Genomic DNA, 12,889 nt, shown 5'->3' with positions numbered 1-12,889 from the left:
TCAGGTGATTACATCGGTGGTTGGAAGCCATCCTTGCCAACCGCAATGCCGCGCGCGGTGGTTCCATCTGCGGCCGGGAACACGACAATTTTCGTACCTTTGACCAGTTCATCGGCTTTGCCTGGCTCGACGTAGGCGATTGGCACGTCATCCGGTACGACGATTTGTTTCTCGCCACCCTTGTAGTTGACGGTCAATGTGCGGCCGTCAGCTTTGGACAGTTTCCCCACGGTACCGTTGGTCATGGTGCCTGTGCTGCCATCCGCGTTCTGCCAGCCATAATGACCTTCACCGCTACCCTTGAGGCTGGCGTCGAATACCGTGACCTCGAGCGCCTTCAATGTTCCGTTGGCCTGCGGGATGGCCGCCGAGCCAATGAAGCTGTCGGATTTGATCGAGTCGATATTGGCCTTCGATACCCGGTTGATACCGGTCTTGTCTGTCAGTCCGATAGTCTGCTGAGCGCCGGAGCGGACAGTGAATGTCAGAGTATTGTTGCTGACGCTTTCCACCGTGCCACGCAGCGGTTTGATCACCGGCATGTCGGCCGCGGTGGCAATGACGGCAGCACTGAACATCAACAAACCGAACGTGGTAGACAGGGCGTGTTTGAGTTGCATGGCGACGATTCCTCACTGGTAGATGTGCCGCCATCCTCGACCGCAGACCGGGACGTCACGATGACCGCCGAATGACATTTTTGTCATTCGCCAGCCCATCCCAATGAATGACAGAAATGTAACCAACTGCGCCGGCTCATCTCGTTACACTGCACAACCGAGATACCGATGTCGCGGGTTGAATCCCGTCATGAAGAGACCCGAGCGCGCCTCACGATGCATATCCTGCTGATCGAAGATGACACCAAAACAGGTGAGTACCTCAAAAAGGGGCTCGGCGAGTCCGGTTACAACGTCGACTGGACCCAGCATGGTGCCGACGGCCTGCACATGGCCTTGCATACAATGTACGACCTGATCGTGCTGGACGTGATGTTGCCCGGGATTGACGGGTTTCAGATCATTGAGCTCTTGCGCGCCAGACAAGACGTACCCGTGCTGTTCCTCACCGCGCGCGACCAATTGCATGACCGCATTCGCGGCCTGGAACTGGGCGCCGATGATTACCTGGTCAAACCTTTTTCGTTTACCGAATTGCTGTTACGCATCCGCACCATTTTGCGTCGCGGTGTGGTGCGCGAAGCCGACCATTTTCACCTCGCCGACCTGGAGCTGGATCTGGTGCGCCGTCGCGTTACTCGCCAACAGCAGGTAATCGTGTTGACCAACAAGGAGTTCGCCCTTCTGCATCTGTTTCTGCGCCGGACAGGCGATGTGCTGTCAAGGACACAGATCGCTTCGGAAGTCTGGGACATGAATTTCGACAGTGATACCAACGTGGTGGACGTCGCGGTCAAGCGCCTGCGCAGCAAGGTCGACCAGTCCTACCCGAATAAACTGATCCATACCATTCGCGCTATCGGCTATGTCTGCGAGGTGAGGCCATGCGGTCCCGACGCCAACCCTCTCTAACCCTGCGATCGACCATGGCGTTTTCCATGGTAGCGATGCTGGCCGTAGCCGGCGCAGGCGTTTATCTGTATCAGACCATGAAAGCCTCGGTATTGGTGTACAGCGATCATGCGGTCATGGGCCGTCTGGAGCATTTTCGCAAACTGCTGCACTACGAGCTCGCCATCGAAAAGCTGCGCGACAGCCCACAGATTTTCAAGAACATGCTCGACAGCGAAGACGACATCTTCATCATTGAACAGCCCGGACAGCAACCGGTAATCCAGGTAAATCCACTGAACGTCACGTTGCCTGAACTGCCCGTGATCGGCCAAGATACAAAGCTGAGCGTCAGTGACCTGCGTAGCGGCGTGACCGACTCGGGAACAATGCTGCGCGCCGCCTCCGTCGTCACCACCTCGGGGGGACGTGAAGTGCGCCTGACCGCCGCACACCTCATGGGCAAGGAAATGGCCATGCTCGCGGCGTATCGCGAACGTATCTACCTGGCCGTTGCCCTTGCCTTTCTGGCCACCGCGTTGCTGGGTTACCTGGTACTGCGTCGAGGGCTGCGTCCGTTGTGCAAGATGGCCGCGCATGCGGCAGCGATAACACCCGAGCGTCTGCACAGCCGTATGGACAGCGCCGATACGCCGGTTGAACTGCAACAGCTGAGTGACGCCTACAACGCGATGCTCGATCGTCTTGCCCGGGGTTATCAACGATTGACGCAATTTTCCGCTGACCTTGCCCATGAAATCCGCACGCCGGTGGGGTCGCTGATGGGGCATTGCCAGGTCGCCCTTCGCCAGCGCCGCAGCGAGGATGACTATCAGGCACTGATCGCTTCTAACCTTGAAGAGCTCGAACGGATCTCGCGCATCGTCGAAAGCATTCTGTTCCTTGCGCGCGCCGATGAAGCACAAGCAGTGGTAGAGCGCCAACAACTATCGCTGCATGACGAATCACAGCGCATTGCCGACTACTTTGAAGGCTTGGCTGAAGAGCGGCGAATGACCGTACAAATAACAGGCGATGGAAACGTGCTCGCTGACCCCTTGCTGCTGCGCAGAGCCTTGAGCAACCTGGTGGCGAACGCCGTTCGCTATGCCTGCGAGGGCACCGAGATTCAGATGCGGGTGATGGAAACCCCCGGCGAAGCTCGCATTGAAGTGGAGAACCAAGGGCCGGTGCTGAGTGACGAAACCATGGGCAAACTCTTCGACCGCTTTTACCGCGGCGATGCGTCTCGCCACCAGAACTCTGACTCCTACGGCCTTGGCCTCGCCATCGTCGTGGCAATCATGCAACTGCATGAAGGTCACGTGCGTGTTGAACAGCCAAAGCCCGGGATTATCCGTTTTTCGCTGTCATTCCCTGGAGCCTGAACGACATCCGCGAGCAGCGTTTGTCGTTTGAGCTCTCACTGAACATCATGCAAGCACGTCATCCCTTTGAAAGCGTGCTCCGGCTCTGATGTTGCTCCACTGCATGCTTTTCATCGCCCGCTATGGGCACCCAATCTTTTAACGGTGTCAGGAAATGCAGTTCAAAACGACGTGACAGAAACGCCCATTTTCCGTCCCGACGTTCAAACCTATCGTGGTACAACCCGCTGACTTGAACCGGGCCTTTTTCAATGTCATGGAACAGGCCATCCGCAGCTACCGTGCCCACCGCGCTGTCACCCTCGATTTGGATCAGCGGGTTGGCCATCCAGTGGTGCATATGGGGCATCTGGCGCCAGCTGTTTTGCGCCATCGCCAGGATTTCGTCACGGTTTCCGGCCTGGCCGAAACCCGGTAGATCCAGTGTCGACTCTTCGTGCCAGATTGCGCTAAGAAGCGATGCGTCGATGCGGTCGAAGGCATTGGCGTAAGCGCTGATCAGCGACTCGATGGCGGCGCGACTTTCCAGGGCTTCCAGTCGAGTGGTCAGTTCTTCAATATTCATGATGAGGTATCCTGCTGAGGCTTCGCGAGGGCTGCGCTACGGTTGAGCGAGTGTTCAGATCTGCGACAGGCCGCCGTCGACCATCAGCTCCACACCGTTGACATATTTCGCATCGGCGGATGCAAGGAACAGCGCCGAGGAGGCGATTTCCTCAGGTTGGGCCATATACCCCAGCGGAGTGATCTGCTCGACATGTTGGCGCAGCGCGACAATGTCGCTTTCGCTCATCTTCAAGCCGTTATCCATCAGAGGGGTGCGGGTGAAGCCAGGGCTCAGGACGTTCGCTCGAACCTTGCGGCCTTTGAGTTCGTTGGCCCAAGTCCTTGCGAAGGACCTCACTGCAGCCTTGGATGCGTTGTAGAGACTCAGTCCTTCCATCCCATTGCTGGAGCAGATAGAAGCCGTCAGCACGATCGAAGCGCCATTTTTCAACAAAGGCATCAACGTCTGCACAGTAAAAAAGACGCCCTTCACGTTTATGTCGAACATGTTGAAGTAGGCCGCCTCGGTGGTCTCGCCCAACGGGTTTTTTTCGCAGATACCCGCGTTGGCAAACACTGAGTCCAACTGATCGTTACGGGCCTCAATCGTGGCCTTGAGCTTGTCCAGATCAGCCTGGCGCGCGACATCGGAAGTGACCGCGATCGCTCTATCGCCGAGCTTGGCCACCGCCGCTTCCAGCGTGGCTGCAGAACGCCCAGTGATGTAAACACGTTTCGCCCCCTCGGCAATCAAGCCCTGTGCAATCGCAAACCCGATCCCGGTGGATGCACCGGTGACGACTGCAATCTGATTAGCGAATTTACCTGACATATCTGACTCCCCAGTCTCGGCTGTGTGGCTCGACTGAAACCACAGTGCGGCCATTTTGAGAGGAATCAGGGTCTGAGCGGCACTGCCATAAATGAACATTGGTCGTTCAATTATGTGAGGCGTAAGCGAAGGTTCGATCGTTTAGATTGGAGCCAGCTGATTCAGAACATGACCCGCAATCGAGAATATTCTGGCACCGAAGGGTTCCAGAAAGGAGACCTTATGCCTCAGAAAAAAGTAGCCCTCCCTGAACCGCGGCGCTGGCTGATGTTCGCCATCTTGTTGGTCGGTGCATTCTTGCCGCCGCTGGATTTTTTCATCGTCAACGTAGCGCTGCCCTCAATCCAGCAATCGCTGGGCACGGCCGCCTCCTCCGAACAGTTGATCATCTCCTCATATGCGGCGCTTTATGCCGTGACACTGATCACCGGCGGACGACTTGGAGACATCTTTGGCCGCATGAGAATGTTCTTCGTTGGCCTGATTGGCTTTGCCATTGCCTCACTGATCTGCGGTGTCGCCGAGTCACCCTGGGTGTTGATCGCCGGACGTTCGCTGCAAGGCGTGACGGCAGCCATCATGGCCCCTCAGGCACTCGCGTCAGTTCAGGCGATATTCCCAGAGTCCGAAAAGCCCTTGGCGCTGAGCCTGTATGGCGCGGCCTTTGGTCTGGCCTCGGTTGTCGGCCAGGCACTTGGCGGAATATTGATATCGCTCAACCTGATGAACTTGGGCTGGCGGGCGATATTTCTGGTGAATTTACCGATTGCATTGCTGGTCATTCTGATCGCCATCCCCGTAGTCAAGGAAACCCGCGCGCAACAGACCAGCAAGCTGGATCTGGGCGGAACGGTCCTATCCATGGTGACGCTTGCGGCTCTGATCGTTCCACTGATTGAGGGGCGTGAAGCGGGCTGGCCATTGTGGGCCTGGCTGTCGCTTGCGGCGGTGCCACTGCTGGCCTGGCTGTTCTGGCGCTACGAAGCCCGTTTGTATCAAGCGCAAGGCGCTCCGTTGCTCAACCCTGCTGCACTGCGTGCACCCGGGCTGGGCCGGGCATTGCTCGTCGCACTGACCTTCTATGCGATCGGCGTGTTCTTCCTGCTGTTTTCCATTTATTTACAGGGAGCACTGCATGCGAGCCCGCTCAGTGCAGGTCTGGTCTTTCTTCCATTCGGCGCTGGCTTCTTGCTGGGACCGCTCGCCACCCATCAGTTCCGGCGTTGGCTGGGGTCTTATGTGAATCCCTTCGGAATGGCACTCGAAGTGCTGGGGTTCGTGCTGTTGGCCTGGCTCGTGGCGCACACACCGACGGCCGTCACGCCCTCTGCGCTGTCCCTTGCCGTGATCCTCTTTCTGATCGGCTTCGGACAAGGACTGGCCCTTCCGACATTGATGCGCATGATCACAGGACGCGTGGTACCGGCGTATTCCGGGATGATTGCGGGCATCACCAGTTCCACCCTGCAAATCAGCACGTCACTGAGCGTGGCGATCATCGGCGGCATTTTTTACACGCTTCTGGGCACGAACACGGACGCGGCGGCCATCACCCACGCCTTCACCGTCTCGATCCTCTGCATCGCCGCATGCCTGGCGGTAGGCGCAGGACTGAGCCTGAGCCTGGCGCGCCAACCTGCTGCAGAGCTGCAAACGGCGGCCATGCACCCGGCAGAGTGAGTCAATCGTCTGCCTGAGTGCCGATCATGACGGAGGCCAGGTCGGCAAGCGCACGCAGACTGTCCATCTGGCGCATGTCCTGGTGGTAGCCCATCCATATGTCCCGGCCCGGTGGCGGTTCATCAGAGTCAATAAGCCGCAGCGCCGTCAACCGGTCGCCCAGGGCGCGAGGCAATACCGCGACGCCTTGCCCTTGCGCGCACATTTGCGCCTGGATCGTGCGGCTGCTACTGGTGAACACGGTACGCGCCAGAGGGTAACGCTGCTGCAGCCACTGCACATCGGGATAATGAGACTGGGCAACACTCATGGTAATCAAACCACCCCCTTCGCCCTGTGGCTCCGGATCAGCAGATCCGACGGCCGTGTATAACCCATAGCTCAGGGCGATCAGCTTGCGGTGCACGATATCGGGTTCGGTGAAAGGGACAATTCGAAACGCGATATCGGCGTCGCGACGAGCCAGGTCGAACAATCGATGTCCGGCAATCACCTCAGGCACGATCAACGGATAACGTCGCCCCAGTTCGGCCAGCACCGGAGCCAGCACATAACAGGCGAACCAGTCAGCGCAGGAAATACGCAACACGCCTTCCGGCTGCGCGCTGTCCCCCGCCAGGCGCCTTTCGATGCCCAACGCACTTTGCTCCATTTCCTGCGCCAGGCTGAGCAGCTTCTCTCCGCTTTCAGTCAGTACCAGACCTTGGGTGGTACGCAGGAAAATGGGCTGGCCACTGGACTGCTCAAACACCTGCAAGCGCCGCCCCACGGTCGGATGGCTAACACCCAATAGCTTGGCGGCAGCGCCCAATGACCCGCTGCGGGCAATCGCAAGAAAGACCCGCACATCACTCCAGTCCATGCTTTACCCCGTACAAAAATGAACATTGAGAGTGCAGCAATGGCACTGCCGTAGCAATCCCAGGCCCGACATACTTCGCTGCATACACCTTCGTCGAAACACCAACCGGGGGATTGAACATGAAGATTGGCTTTATCGGTGTGGGAAGCATGGCCAGAGCGATCATTCCGTTGCTCATCCGGGCCGGCCATCACGTATCGGCATGGAACCGTAGTCACGCTGCGATGATGGATCTTGAGGGAGTAAGCGTTCTCGAATCACCGTCCTCGGCATTTCAGCAAAAGGTCGTCATCAACATGCTTGCCGATGATGCCGCCGTCAGGGAGGTGCTGCTGTCCAGCGCAGCCCTGGAAAACGCAGACAGGGCTTGCGTGCATATCGTGATGTCGACTTTGTCGCCTTCGATCATGGTGGAGTTGCAGGGCATACATGATGCAATCGGCATTGAATTGATCGCGGCGCCGGTTTTCGGTGTGCCTGCCGTGGCGGCAAATGGCGAGTTGAATATCCTTGCGGCCGGATCGCAGGTAGCTGTCTCGAGGGTCCAACCGCTGTTTGACCTACTCGGGAAAAAGACCTGGTATTTGGGCGATCAACCTGAACTGGCGTGTATCGCGAAAATCGCCGGCAACATGATGATCACTCAAGCCATCCAGTCGCTGGGCGAAGCAACAGAACTTGTTCAACGCCATGGACTGAGCCCCTCGATGTTCCTCAACCTCATGACCCAGACTCTGTTCACCGGCCCTGGTTACCAGCGCTATGGGCAGAACATCGTGCACAGACGTTTTGAACCGGGTTTCAAACTGTCTCTTGGCCTCAAGGATATAAATCTGGCTATTGATGCGGCACGTCTCAAGCGCCTGGAACTGCCTGCAGCCGATGCCGTGCGATCGAAAATGACATCCGCAGTAGCCCGAGGAGATGGGCACAAGGACTGGTCGGTTTTCGCTACGCAGATAGTTACCCAATCAACCGATCATGCCCAGCAACCCTGGCGAAGCGCACCGATAAAACGTACGCGGCGTGGCAACTTCTGGGTGACCGAAGCCCGCGTTACCCAGAACGGTAAAAGCTTTCCGAAAGGTCCGATGTACGTAGCCTGGGAGTCCCCCGAGCACATCACTCAACCCTATCCTGTAGTGCTGGTGCATGGAGGCACGCTGCAAGGCACTGAATGGCTGGATACACCCGATGGTCGCCCGGGCTGGGCCCAGCGGTTCGTCGAAGCAGGCTTCGTAGTCTTTCGCGTCGACAGACCCGGCCACGGGCGATCGCCGTATCACCCCGACATCATGGGACCGATGGGTCCAGCGTTTTCCTATGAGCGCGCCCGCGAAGTTTACTTCCCAGAGGGAGGCGGAGAAACACAATGGCCGTTTGAGCTGGATGACGAAGCAGCGTTTGACGCCTTCATTGCAGCCTACGGTCCTATGCCGGCCGACCTCGGAACTTCGCAGAACCTGGACGCGGATCGACTGGCCGAACTGCTCGACAGAATCGGTAAGGCCATCATCGTTACGCATTCCGCTTCCGGGCCCAGTGGCTGGTTGGTCGCCGATCGTCGACCCGACCTGATCGCAGGGATTGTGGCGGTGGAACCTATGGGGCCGGTATTTGGCCACACGCCGGGTATAGGTAGCCTCGAATGGGGACTGACCGCCGCTCCTTTGACTTTTGATCCGCCTCGCAAGACGGCGGAGCAAGTCCGCACAGCAGAACCATCAACCCTGAAAATTCCCGGGTTGCAGGGCGTTCCGGTAGCGCTGGTGACAGGTGAGACATCAGCGTTTGCTGCTTACGCATCCACCATCGTCCCTTTCCTGCGAAATGCCGGTGCCAACATTCACCACCTGGATCTACCGGCGCTCGGTATTCACGGCAACGGCCACGGATTGATTTATGAACGCAATTCAGATTCGGCTTTCAAGGTAGTCACGCAGTGGCTGGAGAAATCGTTGAGCATGCCCGATCCCGCGTAAAGCGCCGGCTCAGGCTCTCCGTCCAATCATGAAGGGACCAAGGATGAGTACAGACAAGCCCCATAGAACAACTGCCACGAGGTTATCCATGGAAAATTCCGACATCACGCGTCAACTCTCTGCATTCAGACAAACCATCGACAATATCGACGCCGCGCTCATCCACATGCTTGCTGAACGATTCCGCTGTACTGATGAGGTCGGTTTGCTTAAAGCCCGACATCAATTGCCTGCGGTAGACAAGAACAGAGAGCTGCTTCAATACGAACGCCTGACAGCCCTCGCCCAAGAGGCCAAACTCGATACGGCCTTCGTCCAGAAGCTGATGCAGTTTGTCATCGGTGAAGTGGTCGACCGCCACAGACAATTTGCGGCCAGGCATGCCCCAGGATTATGCAAGGGCGCTGTCCTCAAACCTGAAAATACCGCCGTCTAACCCGCCGCCTACCTCCACTAGACGCCCTGGAATTGCCGATAGATCGCAGACAACTCGATAGAGACGCGACTGAATAAGCCCCTTCTCCGACCGATTCCTGAAGGCAATTAGACAATCAAGACGAGCAGAACCGCATGAAATGGCCAACGATCGATCAAATTCGCAGTTTCACTGTTTTACCCTCTGGCTACACATGGGATTACCTGAAACGCGAGGAGATCGATGTAGCGATAATTTTTTTCCAGACGTGGTTCCCCTCCATAAGGGTGGGGTTAGGGAGCCCTTTTGTGAACCAGCAATTTTATGAAGACAACGTAGTGCTCGAAAACGACCTAGAGCGGGGAATGTTCGCTATCGTGGTCCGCCAGAATCATGAAATCGTCGCGATAGCAACGTGGGAAAAAATTGACGGCGCTGATGTCATCTTCGGGCGAGTGGGCGCGGTAGCCAAACATCATAGACAAACCAAACTGGCCGTAGCTGCCCAAGACCTCGGAGAAAAAATGGGAAGGTTCATGGGCGCCGGCTTGATCTATGGTATGGCGACAACCCGCGCTCCGTATATGCAACAAGCATTGGAGCATGCGGGTTACAAAGCCGTAGGAATAATGCCTGGCTTCGACCAAGAGGAAGCAGAGCCAGGAATCGTGCGCAGGGTGTACGAAGTTATCTACGCAAAGCAACTCGCACCCCACTCCAATTTTCTGATTCCGTCAGTGCACAACCTTACACCTACCGTCGCTCGGCTATATGCAGAAATATTTCACGAAACAATCAAAATTGACTGAGAGGCAAACATAAAAACCAGCATGTTTCAGATCAAATAAAGATCCCCGCTCACGCTTATTGCGTTGCTCGGGAGCGCCGCTTTAGCTTGCGTGCCAAAAGAACGCGAAGGCGCACCGAATACCAGGTACTGCCATACTGGAGTCAGTCGCAGGTCACAATTCAAGATCACTCGCACACTCAATGCGATTGGGGGCAAAACTGGGGGGGCATATTTGATATTTTTCCGCCTGAAAATATCGTCCTAGAGCCAAGTCAAAATGTTTTTTGGCGACCCCGATAGCCTGTAACGGAATTCCACTGAGCCATTTTACAACAGTGCCAACAGTCTACTATCCGGGAAACCTGCGGTTTACTTGCCCAGTATGTTCTTCAACGCAGCGGTATGGCCGGCCGGGTCGTTTACGCTGGACATCACTTCGATGACGGTGATCTTCTCATCGTTCATAGTCATCAACGAGGCCATCAGTAGTTTCAGGCCGTTGAAATCGTCGGTGCCGTCCAGGCGGTACATCTTCAGGCCGTTCACCTGAATGGTCTTCTCGCTAGTCATGCGAAAGTTGGGTGATGCGGCCTGCTGCGTTTCCTTCACAGTATCCACGGCGAGGAGAAACGCAGCGTCCGGGGTGGTGCCCGCAGTCGGCGCCGGACCTTCGGTAACGATGATGGCTCGCTCGCTTTTCGGATCGAAGTACATCGTGCCGCCGTTATCGCTGTTCAAGGTACGGGCCTCGACGCCGTTCAACACGAACTTCAGCTTGCCGCCTGCCAGGGACACCGCTTGCGTATCCGATGCCGTCGTAGCGGTTTTTTCAGGCGAGGCAGCAACTGCCGTGGTGGCCGCGCCGCTCAAGGCAGCAAGCACGCACAAGGAACGGGTCCAGCCCAACAGCAAATGCTTCGACATTGATAGCGCCTTTGTTTTCAGGCCGTCGAATACCGACGGCCTGTCGTGCGAACAGCCTAGCTTACTGGCCGCACGACCAGTTCAGAAAGTGCCATCATCAAACGCCTGAGTCGTGAGACACAAACAGAGGCCATCAACTGCGCTTCGGACCTTGATCGCCGACATCAGGGCGTGCCGCCCAGCAAGCTCAACAACCGTTTGAAGTTATAGGCGAGCAGTAGCGTTAGCGCAGCAGGTCGATGTTCTCGTCGATTCGACCTTGAATGATGTCCAGGGTGTCTTGGGTGATCAAGCGTGGGGACAGGTTCTCGGCGATGGTTGCAAACTGGCTAGCGACGCGGCAAATATTGTCAATGATGCCCCCAGCAGTCTCCGCTGAGACCTCTGCTTCGTCCGCAAGTCTGAGCATCGCATCCCGGTCAACCTCCAAAGCCTCGCCCATCACGTCCATCTGATGATAACCACCCGGTCCCTCGCAAAAAGTCACGTCGTAGGCCGGCGCCAGCCGCCATGCACCGGACGGCGACATGACGTAGGCGAAGTTTTTGGGGTGGTCGTCTCGGTTGTTGAACGCGACATTAAAGACGGCACGCTCGAAGGCGATAGCTTTCTCTCGCACATCGTTGGTACACATCTGTGTCGCACGCAGGAAATTGACGTAGTCCAGGGCTCCCGGCGACTTGTAGTCCGCGCCGGTAAAGGCTGCAAGACTTTGCATGGGCACCCGCTGACCGTCTATTCGATCAAAGCGTTTACTCGCAAAGGCTGCCAGCCCGCCGGGCAGACTGAAGTGCTGCGTGTCCGGAGTCTGGATGCCACACATGCGCAAGCACTCGGCATAGACCATTTCGATAGCACACACTTCGGGATGTTCTTCTTTTGCCGGGAACTTGATCAGCCAGGCGTCAAAACCCGGCTTCGCGGCGGTGGTAAAGGCTCCATCTTGAGGATCGCGATAGACCAACGCCTTCGGCCTGGCGCCTTGAGGCGAGCCCCCCACCAGCAGCAATGTCTGCAGGAATTCCCCACCTTCACCCCTGAGAACTTCCCGAACCTCAGCGGCGAGCAGCTCAAGGGGGATATGCGCTTCTGGCTCCTGCCCCTCGGGCGCCACGGGTTCGAACGACATTGCCCCCATGGCATTGTTGCCAATATACGCCAGCCGTTCCAGAGGCCCTATGCGTGCTGTGTTGAGGCCGCGGCGCCTGAACAACCGATCCATCAGCAGCATGCCCCAACCGTCAGGCAACGAGTCATAAACAGGCCCTGGCAGGCCCAATTGGTGGGACGGAAAGCCTCGACGTAACTGGCCCCCCTCCAATGGAAGTGTGTAGGACGACAGCTCCAAACCTCTACGCTTCGCTTCACTGCTGTACTCAAACACAATCTGCGGGCGACCGGTAATGGCGGTCGTAGACACAAGTGTGCCCCACAGCCAACGTTCACCCCAGCCACCATAGAAGACGTCAACTTGCTCAAGCATTGTCGGACTTCCTCTTGGCACGATGACGATTGGCACTGTTTTCGTATCGGCGAATGTCTTCAAGGCTGTCCAGCTTTGGCAAAAACAGTCCCTCAAGCTCCTTGGTTCGCCCAAGGACCATGGCCACACGGACCACATTCTCGAACCCGACATTACGCCCAGCTTCAAGGTTGGAGACGGTATTGGTCCCGATACCGGCGCGACCCGCCACATCGGCTTGCGTCATCTGCAGAGCCAGCCGCTCCGTGCGCAAGCGATCGCAGAGTCGCTTGACGATCTCACTCGGCTTACTGAAGCTTAAATCCAGCATCACGTCCCTTCCGTTGCTGCACACCGTTTAATGCCCAAAATTATAGAATTAACCACTGCTCACTTCAATGCAGGTAATTCCCTGATTTTGTGATTTATCTCGGTTTTTTCGGCATTAAACACAGCTTACTGGAATTAACCGGCATTGAAGGATTCGCCACCGCTCC

General features: G+C 56.9%; 13 protein-coding genes. 6 read left to right on the top strand and 7 right to left on the bottom strand.

From position 1 onward, the window contains the following. Nucleotides 1-8: 8 nt before the first annotated feature. The gene (locus PSH78_RS12215) at nt 9-620 is read right to left on the bottom strand and encodes a hypothetical protein (protein ID WP_030138708.1); all 612 of its coding nucleotides are present in this window, start codon (nt 618-620) and stop codon (nt 9-11) included. A 216-nt stretch (nt 621-836) separates the two neighbouring features. Here PSH78_RS12215 and PSH78_RS12210 point away from each other — a divergent pair, with 216 nt between their 5' ends. Both PSH78_RS12210 and PSH78_RS12205 read left to right on the top strand, forming a co-directional pair. After that, the gene (locus PSH78_RS12210) at nt 837-1,532 is read left to right on the top strand and encodes a heavy metal response regulator transcription factor (RefSeq protein WP_305501234.1); all 696 of its coding nucleotides are present in this window, start codon (nt 837-839) and stop codon (nt 1,530-1,532) included. Then, on the top strand, nt 1,505-2,899 hold the full coding sequence (locus PSH78_RS12205; RefSeq protein WP_030138706.1) for a heavy metal sensor histidine kinase: 1,395 nt from the start codon (nt 1,505-1,507) through the stop codon (nt 2,897-2,899). The genes PSH78_RS12210 and PSH78_RS12205 overlap by 28 nt, the downstream gene beginning before the upstream one ends. Nucleotides 2,900-2,957: 58 nt before the next feature. Here the strand turns inward: PSH78_RS12205 and PSH78_RS12200 are convergent, their stop codons facing one another. Then, entirely contained in the window at nt 2,958-3,464 is a 507-nt protein-coding gene (locus PSH78_RS12200; protein ID WP_305500789.1) for a nuclear transport factor 2 family protein, read from the bottom strand. Nucleotides 3,465-3,518: 54 nt separating this feature from the next. Further along, on the bottom strand, nt 3,519-4,376 hold the full coding sequence (locus PSH78_RS12195; RefSeq protein WP_236010357.1) for an SDR family oxidoreductase: 858 nt from the start codon (nt 4,374-4,376) through the stop codon (nt 3,519-3,521). A 123-nt stretch (nt 4,377-4,499) separates the two neighbouring features. On the opposite strand from PSH78_RS12195, the gene PSH78_RS12190 reads away from it, so the two are divergent. Then, on the top strand, nt 4,500-5,957 hold the full coding sequence (locus PSH78_RS12190) for an MFS transporter (protein WP_030138703.1): 1,458 nt from the start codon (nt 4,500-4,502) through the stop codon (nt 5,955-5,957). Nucleotide 5,958: 1 nt separating this feature from the next. On the opposite strand, the gene PSH78_RS12185 is transcribed toward PSH78_RS12190, so the two are convergent. Then, the gene (locus PSH78_RS12185) at nt 5,959-6,819 is read right to left on the bottom strand and encodes a LysR family transcriptional regulator (RefSeq protein WP_305500782.1); all 861 of its coding nucleotides are present in this window, start codon (nt 6,817-6,819) and stop codon (nt 5,959-5,961) included. A gap of 119 nt (nt 6,820-6,938) precedes the next feature. Here PSH78_RS12185 and PSH78_RS12180 point away from each other — a divergent pair, with 119 nt between their 5' ends. The 3 genes from PSH78_RS12180 (at nt 6,939) to PSH78_RS12170 (ending at nt 10,025) form a co-directional block, all read left to right on the top strand. Beyond that, nucleotides 6,939-8,801, top strand: a complete 1,863-nt coding sequence (locus PSH78_RS12180; protein ID WP_305500781.1) for an NAD(P)-binding domain-containing protein — start codon at nt 6,939-6,941, stop codon at nt 8,799-8,801. Between the two features lie 88 nt (nt 8,802-8,889). Beyond that, nucleotides 8,890-9,237, top strand: a complete 348-nt coding sequence (locus PSH78_RS12175; RefSeq protein WP_051065908.1) for a chorismate mutase — start codon at nt 8,890-8,892, stop codon at nt 9,235-9,237. Nucleotides 9,238-9,371: 134 nt separating this feature from the next. Then, nucleotides 9,372-10,025, top strand: a complete 654-nt coding sequence (locus PSH78_RS12170; protein ID WP_030138700.1) for a hypothetical protein — start codon at nt 9,372-9,374, stop codon at nt 10,023-10,025. A 350-nt stretch (nt 10,026-10,375) separates the two neighbouring features. Here PSH78_RS12170 and PSH78_RS12165 read toward each other — a convergent pair whose 3' ends face one another. The 3 genes from PSH78_RS12165 to PSH78_RS12155 all read right to left on the bottom strand — a co-directional run bounded on the left by PSH78_RS12165 (nt 10,376) and on the right by PSH78_RS12155 (nt 12,723). After that, entirely contained in the window at nt 10,376-10,930 is a 555-nt protein-coding gene (locus PSH78_RS12165; protein ID WP_305500776.1) for a hypothetical protein, read from the bottom strand. A gap of 223 nt (nt 10,931-11,153) precedes the next feature. Next, nucleotides 11,154-12,413, bottom strand: coding sequence for a type II toxin-antitoxin system HipA family toxin (locus tag PSH78_RS12160; protein ID WP_305500774.1), 1,260 nt, complete (start codon nt 12,411-12,413; stop codon nt 11,154-11,156). Continuing rightward, nucleotides 12,406-12,723, bottom strand: a complete 318-nt coding sequence (locus tag PSH78_RS12155) for a helix-turn-helix domain-containing protein (protein ID WP_305500772.1) — start codon at nt 12,721-12,723, stop codon at nt 12,406-12,408. The genes PSH78_RS12160 and PSH78_RS12155 overlap by 8 nt, the downstream gene beginning before the upstream one ends. Nucleotides 12,724-12,889: the final 166 nt, after the last annotated feature.

Origin of the sequence: Pseudomonas sp. FP198 (assembly GCF_030687895.1) — a bacterium.
Classification (GTDB): domain Bacteria; phylum Pseudomonadota; class Gammaproteobacteria; order Pseudomonadales; family Pseudomonadaceae; genus Aquipseudomonas.
Note: the sequence above shows the minus strand (reverse complement) of the source record. Positions and strands in the feature narration are given on the sequence as shown.